Annotated in this window: 20 protein-coding genes; 17 read left to right on the top strand and 3 right to left on the bottom strand. The window is 47.1% G+C overall.

Features of this window, described 5'->3' with window-relative positions; translation table 11 throughout:
- Nucleotides 1-2 precede the first annotated feature (2 nt).
- From GJB59_RS04910 to GJB59_RS04920, 3 genes are all read right to left on the bottom strand, one after another.
- Nucleotides 3-428 (bottom strand): DUF1801 domain-containing protein, encoded by a 426-nt coding sequence (locus GJB59_RS04910; protein WP_142828817.1) that lies wholly within the window; start codon nucleotides 426-428, stop codon nucleotides 3-5.
- Nucleotides 429-459: 31 nt separating this feature from the next.
- Nucleotides 460-2,406, bottom strand: coding sequence for a GTP-binding protein (locus GJB59_RS04915; protein WP_142828819.1), 1,947 nt, complete (start codon nucleotides 2,404-2,406; stop codon nucleotides 460-462).
- A 110-nt stretch (nucleotides 2,407-2,516) separates the two neighbouring features.
- Nucleotides 2,517-3,065, bottom strand: a complete 549-nt coding sequence (locus tag GJB59_RS04920) for an N-acetylmuramoyl-L-alanine amidase (RefSeq protein WP_142828820.1) — start codon at nucleotides 3,063-3,065, stop codon at nucleotides 2,517-2,519.
- A gap of 167 nt (nucleotides 3,066-3,232) precedes the next feature.
- On the opposite strand from GJB59_RS04920, the gene hprK reads away from it, so the two are divergent.
- From hprK to rapZ, 17 genes are all read left to right on the top strand, one after another.
- A complete protein-coding gene (gene hprK, locus GJB59_RS04925; protein ID WP_142828821.1) occupies nucleotides 3,233-4,159 on the top strand; it encodes an HPr(Ser) kinase/phosphatase in 927 nt (308 codons plus the stop codon).
- Between the two features lie 21 nt (nucleotides 4,160-4,180).
- Entirely contained in the window at nucleotides 4,181-4,993 is an 813-nt protein-coding gene (gene lgt / locus GJB59_RS04930) for a prolipoprotein diacylglyceryl transferase (protein ID WP_142828822.1), read from the top strand.
- A 19-nt stretch (nucleotides 4,994-5,012) separates the two neighbouring features.
- Nucleotides 5,013-5,948, top strand: coding sequence for a nucleoside recognition domain-containing protein (locus GJB59_RS04935; protein ID WP_142828824.1), 936 nt, complete (start codon nucleotides 5,013-5,015; stop codon nucleotides 5,946-5,948).
- The gene (gene ppaX / locus GJB59_RS04940; RefSeq protein ID WP_142828826.1) at nucleotides 5,945-6,601 is read left to right on the top strand and encodes a pyrophosphatase PpaX; all 657 of its coding nucleotides are present in this window, start codon (nucleotides 5,945-5,947) and stop codon (nucleotides 6,599-6,601) included. Before GJB59_RS04935 ends, ppaX begins: the two co-directional genes overlap by 4 nt.
- Nucleotides 6,598-7,110, top strand: a complete 513-nt coding sequence (locus GJB59_RS04945; protein ID WP_142828828.1) for an acyltransferase — start codon at nucleotides 6,598-6,600, stop codon at nucleotides 7,108-7,110. The genes ppaX and GJB59_RS04945 overlap by 4 nt, the downstream gene beginning before the upstream one ends.
- Nucleotides 7,111-7,242: 132 nt before the next feature.
- Nucleotides 7,243-8,400 carry an ATP phosphoribosyltransferase regulatory subunit gene (locus GJB59_RS04950; RefSeq protein ID WP_142828830.1) on the top strand — a complete coding sequence of 386 codons (1,158 nt, stop codon included), beginning with the start codon at nucleotides 7,243-7,245 and terminating at the stop codon, nucleotides 8,398-8,400.
- Nucleotides 8,400-9,026 (top strand): ATP phosphoribosyltransferase, encoded by a 627-nt coding sequence (gene hisG / locus GJB59_RS04955; RefSeq protein WP_142828832.1) that lies wholly within the window; start codon nucleotides 8,400-8,402, stop codon nucleotides 9,024-9,026. Before GJB59_RS04950 ends, hisG begins: the two co-directional genes overlap by 1 nt.
- Nucleotides 9,023-10,306 (top strand): histidinol dehydrogenase, encoded by a 1,284-nt coding sequence (gene hisD, locus GJB59_RS04960; protein WP_142828834.1) that lies wholly within the window; start codon nucleotides 9,023-9,025, stop codon nucleotides 10,304-10,306. Before hisG ends, hisD begins: the two co-directional genes overlap by 4 nt.
- Nucleotides 10,303-10,890 (top strand): imidazoleglycerol-phosphate dehydratase HisB, encoded by a 588-nt coding sequence (hisB, locus tag GJB59_RS04965; RefSeq protein ID WP_142828836.1) that lies wholly within the window; start codon nucleotides 10,303-10,305, stop codon nucleotides 10,888-10,890. The genes hisD and hisB overlap by 4 nt, the downstream gene beginning before the upstream one ends.
- A complete protein-coding gene (gene hisH, locus GJB59_RS04970; RefSeq protein ID WP_142828838.1) occupies nucleotides 10,887-11,516 on the top strand; it encodes an imidazole glycerol phosphate synthase subunit HisH in 630 nt (209 codons plus the stop codon). The genes hisB and hisH overlap by 4 nt, the downstream gene beginning before the upstream one ends.
- A complete protein-coding gene (hisA, locus tag GJB59_RS04975) occupies nucleotides 11,509-12,237 on the top strand; it encodes a 1-(5-phosphoribosyl)-5-[(5-phosphoribosylamino)methylideneamino]imidazole-4-carboxamide isomerase (protein ID WP_142828840.1) in 729 nt (242 codons plus the stop codon). The genes hisH and hisA overlap by 8 nt, the downstream gene beginning before the upstream one ends.
- The gene (gene hisF, locus GJB59_RS04980; RefSeq protein ID WP_142828842.1) at nucleotides 12,231-12,983 is read left to right on the top strand and encodes an imidazole glycerol phosphate synthase subunit HisF; all 753 of its coding nucleotides are present in this window, start codon (nucleotides 12,231-12,233) and stop codon (nucleotides 12,981-12,983) included. Before hisA ends, hisF begins: the two co-directional genes overlap by 7 nt.
- Nucleotides 12,980-13,606: a bifunctional phosphoribosyl-AMP cyclohydrolase/phosphoribosyl-ATP diphosphatase HisIE gene (hisIE, locus tag GJB59_RS04985; RefSeq protein WP_142828844.1), complete on the top strand. Its 627-nt coding sequence runs from the start codon at nucleotides 12,980-12,982 to the stop codon at nucleotides 13,604-13,606. The genes hisF and hisIE overlap by 4 nt, the downstream gene beginning before the upstream one ends.
- An 81-nt stretch (nucleotides 13,607-13,687) precedes the next feature.
- Nucleotides 13,688-15,211: a tetratricopeptide repeat protein gene (locus GJB59_RS04990; RefSeq protein ID WP_142828846.1), complete on the top strand. Its 1,524-nt coding sequence runs from the start codon at nucleotides 13,688-13,690 to the stop codon at nucleotides 15,209-15,211.
- A gap of 69 nt (nucleotides 15,212-15,280) precedes the next feature.
- Complete coding sequence (trxB, locus tag GJB59_RS04995) at nucleotides 15,281-16,243, top strand: thioredoxin-disulfide reductase (RefSeq protein WP_142828848.1); 963 nt, start codon at nucleotides 15,281-15,283, stop codon at nucleotides 16,241-16,243.
- 205 nt (nucleotides 16,244-16,448) lie between these two features.
- Complete coding sequence (locus GJB59_RS05000; protein ID WP_142828850.1) at nucleotides 16,449-16,934, top strand: NUDIX domain-containing protein; 486 nt, start codon at nucleotides 16,449-16,451, stop codon at nucleotides 16,932-16,934.
- On the top strand, nucleotides 16,927-17,808 hold the full coding sequence (gene rapZ / locus GJB59_RS05005) for an RNase adapter RapZ (protein ID WP_142828852.1): 882 nt from the start codon (nucleotides 16,927-16,929) through the stop codon (nucleotides 17,806-17,808). Before GJB59_RS05000 ends, rapZ begins: the two co-directional genes overlap by 8 nt.
- The last annotated feature ends 2 nt before the right edge of the window (nucleotides 17,809-17,810 follow it).

Raw genomic sequence — 17,810 nt, forward strand, 5'->3', positions numbered from 1 at the left:
TTTCATTTTTTAGCTGAATACAATTCCTGCAGAAAATCAATGGATTGCCTAATCAATTGCTGTAGTACGTCCAGATCGATATCTTCTGTTTTATTGATATAGACACAGGCCTTACCGCTGGTGTGCTTGCCGAATTTCTCAAGCAGAGGACCGCGGTCCTCGTCGCCGGTCGCAAAATACAGGCTGATTTTCGCTTTGCGGGGAGAGAAGCCGACAAGCGGTGCATCACCTTCATGACCAGTTTTATATACATAATGATAAGAGCCGAAGCCGATGATGCTGGATCCCCACATTTTTGCCGGAAAGCCGCTGGTTTGCTCGAATAGTTCCAGCAATTTAAAAGCATCCTGCCGTTTTTTTGGATTGTCGACCGCTTCAATAAATTCAATGACATCGGCATCCGTTTCTTTTGTTTTTTGTTCGTACATGGCCAATCCCTCTTTTCCTTTAGATGTGGTTCTACAAACAATGCATCGCTTTTTCTGCTTTGTCCCATGGCACTTTATAGCCCTGTCCTTTAGCGCAGAAGATGGAAGTGGACGTATAAAGGGGATCTTCGGTTTTGACGTAGCCGATCCGTGCAATTACTTCTTCTTCATTATGGCAGAAATCATAGCCGTCGAACAGTAGGTTGAGTGCCCCTTTGCCATGGGTATAGGCAGCGAGTTCCGAGCTATAATTCATAAATGTAGCAACCGGTACGCGGCCTTCGATGATAGTTTTCCCATCTTTTGTTTCAGGCGCATCAAAGCTGCCATGAGCCTGCTGAATGTCGGACAATACTTTGCCCATCTGATTGAGATTGACTTTGATTTTAAAACGGTAGACAGGTTCGAGCAGCCGGTTCTGTGCCTGCTCGAGCCCTTGGCGCAGCGCACGGAAAGAGGCTTCCCGAAAGTCGCCGCCTGAAGTGTGCTCGTTGTGTCCGCGGCCAGTTACTAGCGTCACTTTGACATCGGTCAAAGGAGAGCCGGTCAATAAGCCATGGTGATCGCGCTCTGTCAGGTGATGAAGGACGAGGTTTTGGTGGCCGACCGACATTGCATCAGCATGGCAGGCGTTGGCCACCTGAAAGCCGCTGCCGCGTTCACCTGGTTCGAGTTTCAAGTGAACTTCTGCATAATGCCGAAGCGGTTCAAAATGTCCATAACCGGTAACAGCTGTCTCAATTGTTTCCTTGTACAAAATTTCCGGTTGGCCAAACTGTATGGGATGCCCGAACCTTTCAAAAACAATTTGCTTCAGAACTTCCAATTGAATGGAACCCATGACCTGAATTTGGATTTTTTGAAAATATTCATCCCAGTAGACTGAAAGAGACGGATCTTCAGCGCCGAGTAAATTAAAACAGGCCAAAATTTCTTTTGAATGAATAGATAGATCAAAAAGGACAGTGGATTTTAAGGTCGGCATTACATTAAATAAGGAACTTTCCTGCCGGACGCCGATAGCATCGCCAATGGACGCTTCTGATAATCCAGCGATGGCGAACAATTCACCTGCGCGCGCCTGTTCCACAGCCTGGAATTTATGGCCATTGTAAACGCGGATCTGTGTGACTTTTTCTTCGAGATGACTTGGACCATAGTGCACTTTGTCGCGCACTTGCAAAGTACCGCTAAATGCCTTAAGAAAGCAGATGCGATTGCCGTTTTCATCATGCCGAATTTTGTAGATTTGGGCTCCGAACGGCTCGCTGTCAGCGTAGGAGCTGACCGTTAGTCCATCGAGTTGCGCAAGAAATTCCATGATGCCAGTATCCTGCAGTGCAGAGCCGCTGGCACAAGGGAAAATTTGCCGGGCTGCAATCATGTTGCGAAATGCCTCCAGCCAAAGTGTCTCGTCATAACCCGATTCCAAATACTGTGTCAGCAAGGCATCATTTCGTTCGGCGATAAATTCAGCCAGCTCTTCACTCATAACTCCGTTTTGAAAAGAACCGTTAATGTCACAAGCTTCCTTGGAAAAGTTCAGACGGATTTCCTCCAGGACCTGATTCGGCTCTGCGCCTTCACGATCGGTTTTATTGATGAAAAAGAAGACAGGCACTTTGTATTTTTCAAGAAGCTGCCAAACGGTTTCGGTATGCCCTTCGATGCCGTCGACTGCGCTGACGATGATGATGGCGTAATCCATCACTTGGATTGACCGTTCCATTTCAGGAGAGAAATCGACATGTCCTGGCGTATCGATGAGAAAGTATGAGGATTCGTTAAACGAAAAACTTGCCTGGTCGGCGAAAATCGTGATGCCTCGGCTTTTTTCGATGGCATGGCTGTCAAGAAATGCGTTTTGGTGATCGACCCGTCCACGCTGGCGAATGCTTTTTGTGTGGTAAAGCAATTGTTCTGAGAACGTGGTCTTGCCGGCATCGACATGTGCAAGAATTCCGATGGTTTTGTTCATGTCATCACCTCTTTAGCTCCATTTTAGCAGAATGTGGATCTGAAATACGAAAAACGCGAAAGCCACATTGGCTTTCGCGTTCGGATATTATAGATTCACAGGGAATGGGATCAACGGCTGGCGTCGAAACAGGCGATGCCGAAACAGATGCCCGTTGCGCAGCGTTTCCGATAAGCGGTTGATTTGAGCAGTTCCAGCTCCTGTTTATGCGTCATAAAACCGCATTCCACCAGAATGGCCGGCATATGGGTGTCGCGAAGAACAGCAAATTCTCCTTGTTTGACTCCACGGTCTTTTCGGCCAGTCACCAGCACCAGTGAACGTTGAACCGCCGCTGCGAGCTCTTTTGTTGCTGCATGCGGACGGCTGTATGTGAAAGTTTCCAGACCGTTTGCTGTATTGAAAGTCTGTCCGAAGGCATTTGCATGTATAGAAACAAACAAATCCACCTTCAAACGGTTGGCGAGTGAGGTGCGTTCGTGAAGCGGAACGTCCAAATCATTTTGATGGCTAAACAATACGCTATGGCCATCCATTATTAACCGTTTTTTAACCTCTTCGGCAACAGCCGAATTAAAATGGAATTCTCTCAGCCGACCATCCGGCGATCGCTTCCCTGGCGTGTCCGGACCATGTCCGGCATCGATCATAATCTTCATTTTTGAAAACCTCCTTTTGCGCTCTATATAGATGAAGGGAACAGGAAAGGGGACAAAAATCTTCAAATTTATTTTTTCCATGTTAAAATAAGAGCAAACCGCATGCAAAAAGAACAACTTCGATGAAAATTCGAAATACTGTGTGGATAAGGAATGAGGGGTAACAAATGGGACAAGTAACAACGAAACAAGTGATGGAAATGTTTGAATTGGATCTGATTAGCGGGGAAGAAGGCATCGGCCGTCATATTCCTATCAGTGACATTTCAAGACCCGGTTTGGAAATGGCCGGTTATTTCACTCACTATCCAGCAAACCGTGTGCAGCTGCTCGGCAAAACCGAGCTTTCTTTTTTTTCCATGCTATTACCGGAAGAGCGGCTGGACCGCATGATGAAACTATGCACCGACGATACACCGGCCATCATCGTTTCACATGGTGTTCCGGTTCCGGAAGAATTGGTTATCGCTTCAAGCAACCGGCATGTGCCGGTTATGACTACACCAATGTCAACCACCCGGTTTTCCAGTTTGCTGACGAATTTTCTGGAAAGCCAATTGGCTCCAACAACAGCCGTTCATGGTGTGCTTGTTGATATTTATGGCGTTGGAGTGTTGTTGACCGGGAAAAGCGGGGTCGGTAAAAGTGAGACGGCACTGGAGCTTGTCAAAAAAGGCCATCGTCTTGTAGCGGATGACTGTGTGGAAATCCACCAGGAGGGAGAAAATACATTGGTTGGCCATTCCCCTAAACTGATTGAACATTTGCTTGAAATCCGGGGAGTAGGCATCATTGATATTATGACCTTGTTCGGAGCAAGTGCTATTCGTACTTTCAAGAGGATTTCCTTAGTGATTGATCTGGAGATTTGGGATCAGGATAAAACCTATGATCGTCTTGGACTGGAAGAAGAAAAGATGAAGATCATCGATACAGACTTGACGAAACTGACAATTCCAGTCCGTCCCGGGCGAAATTTATCCGTCATCATAGAAGTTGCTGCGATGAACTACCGCTTGAAACGTATGGGCATCAATGCCGCTGAAGAATTTTCGAAGCGTTTGAATGACGTGATTGCACAAGATACAAACTAAGCGAATGGGAAGGTGCACTACATGTTTTCTATACTGGCTACAATAGACCCGGTCGCTTTTTCGCTCGGGCCACTTTCGGTAAGGTGGTACGGTGTCATCATCGCTGCAGGAATTGTCATCGCCTTTTTGGTGGGGCAGCGCGAGATGGTCAAACGGAGGCTGCATCCCGAATATTTAACAGATTTGCTGATTTGGGCGGTGCCGCTGGCGATTGTCGGCGCACGCATTTATTATGTCGCGTTTGAGTGGGAACATTATAAAGACAATCTTGGCGAAGTCATTGCCATTTGGAACGGCGGGATCGCGATACATGGTGCATTAATCGCATCTGTAATCGTCGCTTATATATTTACTAAAAAACGCAATACGCCTTTTTTGAAAGTGGCAGATATATTGGCGCCCAGCATCCTGATCGGCCAAGCGATTGGCCGGTGGGGCAATTTCATCAATCAGGAAGCACATGGCGGAGAAGTTTCCCGCGCATTCCTGGAAAATCTGTTCATACCCGATTGGATCATCAATCACATGTACATAGATGGAGCTTACTACCATCCGACTTTCCTGTATGAATCCATGTGGAGCTTGGTCGGTATCATCATCTTGCTGCTGCTCCGGAGAGTCAATTTGGTACGCGGCGAAATGTTTTTCTTCTATATGATCTGGTATTCGGTTGGTCGCTTCTTTATCGAGGGCATGCGGACCGATAGCCTCTATGTGGTTGGCGAACTTCGTGCAGCTCAGCTGGTATCGGTTATTGCCATCATCATCGCAGCAGTATTGATCGTTTACCGCCGCGCGGCAATCAAAAACCCGCCGCATTATAAAGACAAATAACCAAGAAAAGAGCGATCAAATGTCGACGTTAAGAAATGGATTGAAAGCGGGGCTGAAGACGACCTGGTCGTTGGGGAAAATCATTTTCCCGATTACCCTGCTCGTCACAATGCTTCAATATACACCAGTTTTGCCGTTTATTATTGAATTGGTGGCACCGGTCATGGGCTTATTCGGTTTAAGCGGCGATGCTGCCATTCCGCTGGTCCTCGGAAATGCGTTGAATCTTTATGCCGGAATTGCCGGAATCCTGTCATTGGAACTGACGGTCAAGGAAGTTTTCATACTGGCCGTCATGCTGTCTTTTTCACATAACATCTTTATTGAAACCGGTGTCGCGCTGAAGGTAGGCGTCAAGCTTTGGATAGTGCTGGTGGTCCGTTTTGGTCTGGCTGGACTGTCCGCTATCGTCATCAACCTTTTCTGGAAAGGCGGCGGTGAAGTGGCGCAATACGGCTTTGCGCCTGAAGCGGCGGCTGCACCGGAAAGTTGGATGGGGATCTTGCTGATCGGGCTTGAAAAAGCTTCGTTCGGCGTCCTGCAATTAGCGATGATCGTCATTCCCTTGATGATCATGATCCAAATTTTGAAAGACAGAAAGTATCTGCAGAAAATATCTGCGATGCTTGGTCCCTTGACCCGTCTGTTGGGTGTAGAGAAAAATGCTTCCCTGACACTTGCTTCCGGACTGATTTTCGGACTGGCCATGGGAGCAGGAGTCATGATCCAGGCTGTGCAGGAAGATGGCGTCAGCAAAAAGGATGCGACATTGGTATTCATATTCCTTGTGGCTTGTCATGCCATCGTAGAAGATACGCTGATATTCATTCCATTGGGAATCCCGATATGGCCGCTGCTGGCGATACGTGTTGTCACAGCACTGGTGCTGACAATCTTTGTTTCTTATATGTGGCGTAAAGCGGAAGAAAAACAGAAGGAAGTGGTTTCTACATGACGGTAAAACAGATTAATACGTTATTATTTGATTTTGATGGCACCTTGCTGGATACCAATGAATTAATCATCCAGACCTTCCTGTCCGTATTGGGCGAACATTATCCGGGTCGTTTTGGACGCGAGGATGCTTTGCATTTTATCGGTCCATCATTGGAACAAACATTTACAGCAATCGATCCGGAGCGGGTGGAGGAGCTGACTGTTCAGTACCGCAGCCTCAACCGCATCATGCACGACGAACTGGTTGAAGAATACGATGGCGTGGCAGAAACGCTGCGCCTTTTGAAAGCACAAGGCTTGAAAATGGCGATTGTATCGACAAAGAGAAGCGAAACCATCCGCCACGGACTTGATTTGATGGGGGTCAGCGATGTGTTTGATGTACTGGTTGGCTTGGATCATGTCAGCAATCCAAAACCGGATCCGGAACCTTTGCATTTGGCACTGGAGCAATTGGGGGCTTCCCATGAAGAAGCTTTGATGATCGGCGACAACTCACATGATATCGAAGGCGGTAAAAATGCGGGTGTCCGGACGGCTGGCGTTGCATGGACAGCAAAAGGCGAAGACTTCCTGGCAAGCTTTAATCCTGACTTTATGCTGCAGCATATCAGTGATTTGCTGGAATTGACGAAAGAGGATGCAAAATGAGAAACACCCAACGTCATTTTGTGGAAGGTCCCAATTCGCTTTGGCATATCTACAAAACGGTACCATTCTGGAAAGTCGCCAAAAACTTTTTGGTGATCCAGACAGCCCGGTATACACCATTTCTGCCGATGAAAAACTGGATGTACAAAGTTTTCCTTAAAATGAAAATTGGAGAACATTCCTCTTTTGCTTTAATGGTCATGCCGGATGTCATGTTTCCGGAAAAGATCACGGTCGGCAAGAATTCGGTGATCGGCTATAATACGACGATTCTCGCACATGAATATTTAATAGATGAATATCGGCTCGGCGACGTGATCATCGGAGACCGCGTTATGATCGGAGCAAACACCACGATTTTGCCCGGCATCACCATTGGGAACGGCGCCATTGTTTCCGCTGCCACGCTCGTCCATAAAGATGTGCCAGCTGGAGCTTTTGTCGGTGGAAATCCGATGAGCATTATCTATACAGCTGAACAAATGGCGGAGCGCCAAGCAAAATCCTGAAAGCAGCCACTGCTTTCAGGATTTTTTTCGGGTATATCTCTTGACGATGGATGGAAAAATGCGCTAAAATAATTATTACTTCACCACATTAGCGAACTAAAGTAAAATAACCAATATTAGGGAGTTTTATGAATGACCATACAAATGTTCGAAAAACCGTTAGGCATGAGAGACGATTTCCCATTCATCGCAAAAAAGAAAGCGGAGCTCCGTGCAAGCGGGACCTCTATCATCCAAAAGGCAGGCTATGACCTGCTGCAGACGCCGACTTTGGAATACTATGAAACGATCGGCAAAATCTCGGCAATTGCTGATAATGCCTTGTTCAAATTATTGGACAGCCAAGGCGAAACTTTGGTTTTGCGTCCAGATGTGACCTCGCCAATCGCACGTATTGCGGCATCCAAGCTGTTGAAAGAAAAAATGCCGGTGCGCCTTGGATATTATTCAAATGTCTTTCGCGCCCAGAAGCGTGAAGGGGGCCGTCCAGCTGAATTTGATCAGATGGGCGTCGAGCTGATCGGTGATAATTCTTTATATGCCGATGCAGAAGTCATCATTTTGGCCTGGAATGTCTTAAAGAAACTCGATATCAAATCCAGCCGTTTCGTAATCGGCCACACGCAATTGCTGCAGCTGATCCTGCAAGATTTCGGTTTAGACCAGGAACAAATTGAGAAAGTGCATAGCGCTTTCGTTTCAAAGAACAGTGTCGGTTTTGAAAGCTTGGCCAAGCAATTGCCGATAGAACCTTCCCGGTGGGAATCTTTTATCGGGTTGATGGCAACGTCCACTGTAGAAGAATGGCAGCAATGGATCGACCCTCACAACGCGAAACAAAATTCTTTGTTCGAAGACGTGAAAAAATTGAAGAAAATATTGGATCGCAGCGGTTTATCCGATGCGGTCACCTATGATTTATCATTTAATAGCCACATGACTTATTACACCGGCCTAGTGTTTGAAGTATACGGAGCAGGCAGCGGTTTTCCGCTCGGCAATGGAGGACGTTATGACGGGCTTATGAAGCAGTTTGGGCTGCAGGTCGGTGCAACAGGATTCGGATTGCGCGTCGATCGTCTCTTGGAAATTATATCTGCTGTTCCGGAAGAAGAAGATCATACCCTCATCCTATTTGATGAGCAAAATGAAGATTTGGCATTTGATCGAGCACTAGAGCTTCGCGAGCAGGGTGCCCGTGTCACACTTCAATTTGCGCCAGCCGTGATGGCTGTCGATAGCTTCAGCGGACTGTTCAGCAACGTTCTACGATTGGAAGGTGCCAACTGATGGATGCATTAACGATTGCAATGCCCAAAGGGCGAATATTTGAAGAAGCCTATGAACTATTGGTAAAGGCCGGCTATGACTTGCCAAAAGAATTGGACGATTCACGCAAGCTGATTGTCGAAGCGCCAAATGAAAATATCCGCTTTATCCTGTCCAAACCGATGGATGTTCCTGCATATGTAGAACACGGGGTGGCGGATATCGGAATAGCTGGCAAAGACGTCATGCTCGAGCACGACCGAGATGTCTATGAACTATTGGATCTTGGCATCAGCCGCTGCTATATTGCAACAGCCGGAATGCCTGACACGCCGATGAATGAAGTGACGCCGCGTGTCGCAACCAAATATCCTAAAGTGGCTTCGCAGTATTATAGAGGCAAAGGGGAACAAGTCGAAATTATCGAATTGAACGGTTCGATCGAATTGGCGCCGATGATCGGGTTGGCCGACCGCATTGTGGATATCGTCTCAACCGGGAAAACCTTGAAAGAAAATGGCTTGGTCGAATACGAAAAAATCGTCGACATCACGTCGCGATTGATTGCCAATCCGGTAAGCTATCGCTTGAAGCAGAAAAGGATTACAGAATTGGTTGAAAAGTTGAGAAAGCAGGCGAGCTTATGAAAGTGACTCGTTTATCAGCAGGAATCTCCATCAGAAGAACGATTGCAGAGGGAACGGGTCAGCAGGTCGAAGCAGTGAAAGACATTATCCGGGACGTACGGGATAATGGAGACGAAGCGATGTTCCGTTATGCAGAAAAATGGGACGGCGCAAAATTGACTTCTTTGCGTGTAACGGATGAAGAAATTGCACAAGCAGTCGAACGTTTTGACCGCCAATTACTAGAGGATTTGACAGAAGCGGCGACGAATATCCGCAGCTATCACGAAAGTCAGCAGCAGCAGGGCTACCGGCATGACAGCGAAGACGGCTCGTATGTGGCCCAGCGTGTTACGCCAATCGAATCCGCCGGGCTGTATGTACCGGGCGGAACCGCCGCTTATCCATCGTCCGTACTGATGAACGTCATTCCGGCTCAAGTCGCAGGCGTTTCACGCATCGTGCTCATCTCGCCTCCGGGCAAAGACGGAACCTTGTCGGACGGCGTTCTGGCAGCGGCTCATATTCTGGGTATTACGGAAGTATATAAATCTGGCGGTGCCCAGGCCATTGCCGCTTTAGCATATGGCACAAGGTCTATCGAACCGGTCGATAAAATCACCGGCCCCGGCAATATTTTTGTGGCGTTAGCAAAACGGGAAGTTAATGGAGATGTCGCGATCGACATGATTGCCGGACCGAGTGAAATTGCTGTCATTGCCGATGACTCCGCATATGCCGATGAAGTGGCTGCGGATTTATTGTCACAAGCAGAACATGATCCATTGGCCAGTGCAGTGTTGCTGACGGCCAGCGAAAAGTTGGCTGATGCCGTCTCCAAAGAAGTGGAGCGTCAACTGGCAGCTTTGCCGCGTCAAGCGATTGCCAGTCCCGCGATTGCGGACCACGGCATGATTTATTTGGGAGACACGCTGGAAGAGTTGATCCAGGCAGCCAACCAATTGGCTCCGGAGCATTTGGAAATCATGACGGAAGATGCGGAAGCCGTAGCGGACAAAATCCGCCATGCCGGTGCCATCTTTATCGGCCGTTATTCGTCCGAACCAGTCGGCGATTATTTTGCGGGCACGAACCACGTCCTGCCGACCAACAGCACAGCACGCTTTTCAAGTGCGTTATCCGTTTATGATTTTGTTAAACGAACGAGCATTATTCGCTACAGTGAACAAGCCTGGAACACCAATAAAGAAAAAATCGCCCGTCTGGCACGACTTGAAGGCTTAGAAGGCCATGCGCGCGCAGTCGAATCGCGGTCGTGGGAAAAGGGGAATGAAAAATGAGAAGTGCTGAAATCAATAGAAACACCAATGAAACCAAAGTAGCCATCAATTTTTCACTGGATGGAGAAGGCAAATCGGTGATCGATACCGGCGTTCCGTTCATGGACCATATGCTCGATCTGTTCATCAAGCATGGCTTGTTTGACGGCAACATCAAAGCAGATGGCGATACTCATATTGATGACCACCACACGACTGAAGATATCGGCATCGTGCTCGGCCAGGCAGTCAAAGAGGCACTTGGCGATAAAAAAGGCATACGCCGTTACGGCAATGCGTTTGTACCAATGGACGACGCGCTGGCACAGGTGGTCATCGACTGTTCGAACCGGCCGCATCTGGAGTTTCGCTGCGAGCTGCCGAACGAAAAAGTAGGTGCATTCGACACTGAACTGGTCCATGAGTTTTTGTGGAAGTTTGCGCTTGAATCACGCATGAATGTGCATGTCATCGTTCATTACGGGAAAAATACGCATCACATTATCGAAGCTGTGTTTAAGGCATTGGCACGGGCACTGGACGAAGCGACAAGCATCGATCCTCGCGTCAAAGGAGTGCCATCGACAAAGGGGCTGTTAACATGATCATCGGCATCATCGATTACGGCATGGGCAATTTGTTCAGTGTCGAGCAGGCGTTGAAGAAACTGGAATGCACAGTCATCATCTCGGATGATCCGGCAGTCCTGCTGGAAGCGGAAGCGATTCTTCTTCCCGGAGTCGGTGCTTTCCCTGATGCGATGGAATTGCTGAATCAAAAAGGCCTTTCAGCATTTATCCAAACGCTGCCCGAGAAAAACATTCCGCTTATGGGAATCTGCCTAGGCATGCAGTTATTATACGAAGACAGCTCGGAAGTAAAACCGACAAAAGGGTTGGGCTTATTGACGGGGCAGATCCGCCGTTTTGAAAAAGGCATGCACCGGATTCCGCATATGGGCTGGAACCGGCTTGAATTTTCCCGGGTGCCATATTGGCTGGGTGAGGTGTTAAGCGATACACATGTCTATTTTGTCCACTCCTTTTTGGCGGTCAATACAAAAGATGAGGAAGTTTGGGGGACTGCAAGCTACGCGAATCATGACGTTCCCGGAGTGGTTGGCAACGGGTTGATTACGGGTATGCAGTTTCATCCGGAAAAATCAGGAGATTTCGGCCATTATTTATTAGAACAGTGGATTGCAAATGTCAGGAGGAAACTAAATGACTGAGTTTCAAATTTATCCCGCCATCGATTTGCGGGACGGCAAATGCGTGCGCCTTTTCCAGGGAGATTACGCTCAGGAAACCATCTACGGTGATTCACCGGTCGACATGGCGAAAAAATTTGTAGAAGCCGGCGCACAATGGATACATATGGTCGACTTGGACGGCGCTAAAGATGGCGTGCGGATCAATGATCAAGTGGTTATCGAGGCGGCAAAGCTGGATGCCAAGGTGCAGGTTGGCGGAGGCATCCGGACGCGCGAAGACATTGAACACTATTTATCGAACGGTGTTGAACGCGTCATTATCGGGAGTCTTGCTATCCGCAACCCGGAGCTTGCGGTGTCATTTATCGATGAGTTCGGTGCAGATCGGATCGTCATCGGCATCGATGCCAAAAATGGTATGGCCGCAACCGAAGGCTGGATTGAAACATCCGGACAAGCCGCAACCGAAGTGGCAAATTATTTTGCTTCCAAAGGCGCCAAGCATTTTATCTACACAGACATCGCAACTGATGGCACGTTAGCCGGACCCAATATCAAAGCGAACAAAGCATTGGCTGATTCTGAAGAGGCGCAAGTGATTGTCTCTGGGGGCATAGGATCACTGGAAGATGTCCGCAATGTAAAAAAAGCGTCTACCCATAGCAATATTGCAGGTGTTATCATAGGGAAAGCGCTGTACGAAAAAAGGTTTACCCTGGAGGAGGCATTGTCATGCTGACAAAACGCATCATTCCATGTTTGGATGTCAAAGAAGGGCGCGTCGTTAAAGGCGTCAGTTTCGTTTCGCTGCGTGATGCGGGAGATCCCGTTGAACTGGCCCGTTTTTACGATAAGCAAGGAGCAGACGAGCTGGTGTTTTTGGACATCTCAGCTTCCCATGAAGGCAAGGAAACGATGGTCGAAGTGGTCAAAATCGTTGCGACGGAACTGTCGATTCCTTTTACAGTGGGCGGCGGAATCCGGAGCCTGGATGATATGAAGCGCATGCTTCGTGCCGGTGCGGATAAAGTATCGTTGAATACGGCGGCTCTCGATCGTCCGGAATTGATCAAAGAAGGAGCGGATTTTTTCGGTTCGCAGTGCATCGTAGTAGCTATTGACGCCAAACGAAACGGCGACAGTTGGGACGTCTATACGCATGGCGGACGCAATAAAACCGGGTGGAATGCCATTGAATGGGCGAAAAAGAGCGTTGAGCTCGGTGCCGGCGAACTGCTGTTGACGAGCATGGACAAAGACGGCTCGAAAGATGGGTTTGATCTGGAGTTGACGCAGGCTGTGCGTGAAGCGGTAGAAGTGCCGGTCATTGCCAGCGGCGGAGCAGGCAATAAAGAGCATTTCAGCGAAGTTTTCCAAACGGTGGATGCTGATGCTGCTTTGGCCGCATCGATTTTCCATTACAAAGAAACCAGTGTAGCTGAAGTAAAAGAGTATTTGCGTAAAGAAGGAGTGAATGTCCGATGACGACGATCCAATACGACCAAGACGGGCTGATTCCTGTCATTATCCAGAATGCCGAAACAAAAGAAGTGCTGACATTGGCTTATGCCAATGAAGAAGCTGTAAAGAAAACTATAGATACCAATGAAACGTGGCTGTATTCAAGAAGCCGCAGTGAATTATGGAACAAAGGTGCAACGAGCGGCAACACCCAAAAAGTGACGGCTGTGCGTCTGGACTGTGACGGCGATTCGCTGATCTATGAAGTGATTCCCAACGGACCAGCTTGCCATACCGGCAAGGACAGCTGCTTTTTTGAAACCATCCACGGAGAGCGCAACGAATCCCCAGGCGATATGTTCGGGCAGTTGACTTCATTAATCAAAACGCGTGAAGAAGAAATGCCTGAAGGAGCGTATACAACATACCTGTTTGAAGAAGGCGTAGATAAAATCTGCAAAAAAGTGGGCGAAGAAGCGTCTGAAGTCATCATTGCAGCAAAAAATCGAGATGCTGAAGAATTGTCAATGGAAGCTGCTGATTTGTTCTACCACGTATTGGTGCTTCTGCAGGAACAAAAAGTGGGGTTTAGCCAAGTGGTTGACGTATTAAAAGAGCGCCACGCTACAAAAACGACAAGTAAATAATAAGGAAATATGCTATAATTACAGCACATTTGAGTATAGGAGCGATTTCAATCGTTCCTTTTACTTTTTCGGAGGCATATTTTGGAGAATAAAAAAACAAATTTTAAGAACGTGCTGTCTTTTATTCCTTCAGGGGAATTTTATTACAGAAAAGCGCTGAAAGAGCTTCAGCGTGAAAACTATCCAAAAGCGCATAAGTATTTACGCCGCGCTTCAGAACTGAGCCCGAAAGACCCGCTCATTCTGACGCAATACGGCATTGTGCTGATGGAAATGCAGGAGTTTGAACAGGCCTTGGACATGCTGCATTCAGCACATGAACTGGATTCTAAAGAACCTGACATCCTGTTTTTCCTCGCAGAAGTCCATGCACACATGGGCTTGTTTTGGGATGCCCGAAAATACGCCAAAAAATACTTAGTCTATGAAACACAAGGGAAATATGCGGCGGAAGCCATGGAAATTGTTGATTTTGCAGAACAGGAAGACTGGCAGCTTTTTGATGATGATGGGGAAGCGCAAAACAGCGAATACTATTTTCGTCAGGAAAAAGCTCGCCGGATGATGGAACAAGGAGATTTCGCTGGAGCCATCGAGCGGCTGGAAAAGCTAGTCGAAGAAAAGTCGGATTTTTGGGGAGCCTATAACAACTTGGCTTTGGCTTATTTTTATATCGGTGAAGCAGAAATGGCGAAAGCCCTGCTCCATGACGTTCTCCGGAAAAATACCGGCAACTTGCATGCACTCTGCAATTTGGCAGTTTTTCATTATTATGAAAAAAACGCAGAACTGGACGATGTCCTGGATTTGCTGAAAAAAATTCAGCCCTATGTATTTGAACACCGCTATAAATTGGGGGCGACGTTTGCGCTGGTCGGCAAGTATAAAGAAGCCTACCGTTGGTTGAAAAGCCTTCAAAAACGGGGCTTTGATGGAGATCCAGCTTTCTATTTCTGGCTCTCGCATGCTGCTTATCATTCAGGGCACGAAGAAGCTTCCCGCCAAGCCTGGGATCAATTGAAAAAAATGGATCCTGGCAAAGACGGCTATGAACCATGGAGCGATCATTCATCCATGCCGCATGCCGATGCGCTGGAGCATGACCGGGATTATTTAGCGGGAAAACTGGATCACGAGAAAAAAAGTGAGCGGTTGTTCGGCTTGTTTCTGCTTGGCAAATCGGCACATAAACAGGAAATCATTTCCCATCCGAATTGGCTGGCATCCGATCAGCCCTCTGTCCTGGAAACCTTTGTATTGGGATATGCTCTCGGACATCCGTTTAAAAAAGAAATACCTGCCGAACAGGCATTCATGCGGGCGATGGAAACGGCTGAACATCTTTATGTCCGGCACGGTATGGTCACGAAACAGCAAGCTGAAGCTTTCCAGTTGTGGTTCCTGTTGGTTGAAAAAGCTTACAGCCAAAATTATACATTCAGAAATCCAGCTGCGTTGGCTTCGGCTGTCGACTATATGATCAAATCCGCTAAAAACGAAAAAACGACTAAAAAAGAACTGGCAGAAAGCTTTGGCGTATCTGTCGCTACCTTGACAAAGTATGTAAAAGAAATGTCTGCGTATTTGGCAAAGCCGGATTCATAAGCATAAAAGTTGAAGCTTTTGCTGGAATCTTATACGATTTAGCTACTGAGAAATAGGAGGCCTATCATTATGACTGAAACAGACACGATTTATGACGTAGTTATTATTGGAGCAGGGCCAGCAGGCATGACTGCCGCTGTTTATACTTCACGTGCGAACTTGACAACATTAATGCTGGAACGCGGTATTCCCGGAGGCCAGATGGCCAATACGGAAGAAATTGAAAACTATCCGGGATTTGATCACATTCTGGGACCTGATCTTTCAACGAAAATGTTTGAACATGCAAAAAAATTCGGCGCTGAGTATGCATATGGAGATGTAACCGAAATTATCGACGGTGAAGAATTCAAGACAATTAAAGCTGGCTCGAAAGAATACAAAACACGCGCCATTATCGTTACAACAGGCGCAGAGTACAAAAAAATGGGCATTCCTGGTGAAACAGAACTGGGTGGCCGCGGTGTCAGCTATTGTGCCGTATGTGATGGAGCTTTCTTTAAGAAGAAAGAATTGGTTGTTGTCGGCGGTGGAGACTCTGCAGTTGAAGAAGGGGTTTACTTGACCCGTTTCGCAGACAAAGTCACAATCGTCCATAGACGCGATGAGCTCCGTGCACAGAAAATCATTCAGGACCGCGCATTTGCCAATGACAAAATCGACTTTATCTGGAGCCATACGGTCAAGGAAATTCACGATGATGGAAATGGCAAAGTTGGCAGTGTTACGCTGGTGTCAACAGATGATGAAAAAGAAACAGAATTCAAAGCAGATGGCGTCTTTATCTACATCGGAATGTTGCCGTTGACTAAGCCATTTGCAGAATTGGGCATTTTAAATGACGATGGCTACATTGTCACCAATGAAAAAATGGAGACAAACGTACCTGGAATTTACGCAGCAGGCGATGTTCGTGAAAAAACATTGCGCCAAGTTGTTACGGCAACAGGTGATGGCAGTATTGCCGCGCAGGCAGCACAGCATTATATCGAAGAACTGGTTGAGAAAATCAGCATGAAAACACAAGCTTAATTATTTCTTAATCATTTTGTAACGCGCTTGTCATGAATAGGGGCTATAGTAAGAAGAGTAAGTTGACCCCCTTTTTATAAAGAAACTTTTGATGGCCGTTTTTCGAGAAATTCGAAAGACGGCCTCTTTTTTTGCGTATTTTTGCATGACACACCAGGATAGATGTATAATGGAGTAAGTTTACAATAGATGCGGAGTGTCGAATGTGCAGCGAATCGCGAATTTAATCGTTATCAAAGATAGACAAGTCCTATTACTAAAGAAACCACGGCGTGATTGGTACGTCGCACCCGGTGGCAAAATGGAACCCGGAGAGTCGATATTCGAGGCGGCAGTCCGTGAATTCAAAGAAGAAACAAACGCAACGCCAATCGGTACGCATTTAAAAGGCATCTATACGATGATGATCCAGGAACGTGGACAAATTGTGGATGAATGGATGCTGTTCACGTTTGCAGCAAACAATTTAATCGGAGAATTATTTGAAGAAACGAATGAAGGTCTGCTGGAATGGCATCCAATAGAAGAACTGGCATTTTTGCCAATGGCTGAAGGCGACCGCACCAATCTCCAATTTGCAGTGAACCAGCAGGGAATTCAATACGGAACTTTCTACTACACGCCAGAATTCCAGCTGATCAAAGAGACCATCCAATCATCAATCGAAGAGGTGAACCATCAGAATGGATAACCGTCAAGAAGAAACAGAATTAATCATCATCACTGGCATGTCGGGTGCAGGCAAAACCGTCGCAATCCAAAGCTTCGAAGATCTGGGGTTTTTTACAATTGATAATTTACCCCCTGCACTGCTGCCTACTTTTATCAAACTGATGAGAGATTCAGGAAAGTCGATGAAGCGGGTGGCGGCAGTTATGGATTTGCGGGGCGGAGACTTTTTTGACAGCCTCGTAGATGCAATCGACCATTTGTCGCAGGAACCGAACGTCTCTATAACCGTTCTGTTTTTGGATGCGGAAAACCAGACATTAGTGAGCCGGTATAAAGAAACACGCAGATCCCATCCCTTATCGCCAGGCGGATTGGTATTAGGCGGCATTAAAAAAGAACGCGATATGTTGAGTGACCTCCAAGGCAGAGCAAAATACATCTACAACACTTCGGATATGACGCCGCGACAGCTGAAAGAACGAATCAACACTGACTTTTCTACCAAGACGAGCAATGTATTCACTGTCAATGTCACGTCTTTCGGCTTTAAGCATGGCATGCCGATTGACGCTGATTTGGTGTTTGACGTCCGCTTTTTGCCAAACCCTTATTACATTCCGGAGCTGAATCCCTTGTCGGGTCTTGATGAGCGGGTGTCAAGCTACGTTTTGAAATGGCAGGAAACACAGATCCTTCTCGAGAAATTGACGGATCTGCTGCAATTTATGATTCCGCAGTATAAAAATGAAGGAAAAGCCCAGCTTGTTATCGCCTTTGGCTGTACTGGGGGCCAGCATCGTTCGGTGACCTTGGCTGAATACTACGGCAAGCTCCTGGCTGAAAACAATAAAGTGATTGTGACGCATAGAGATGTCAAAATAAGAAAGGAATGAGT

The sequence above is a fragment of the Planococcus soli genome, from assembly GCF_016881065.1.
GTDB classification, from domain to species: domain Bacteria; phylum Bacillota; class Bacilli; order Bacillales_A; family Planococcaceae; genus Planococcus; species Planococcus soli.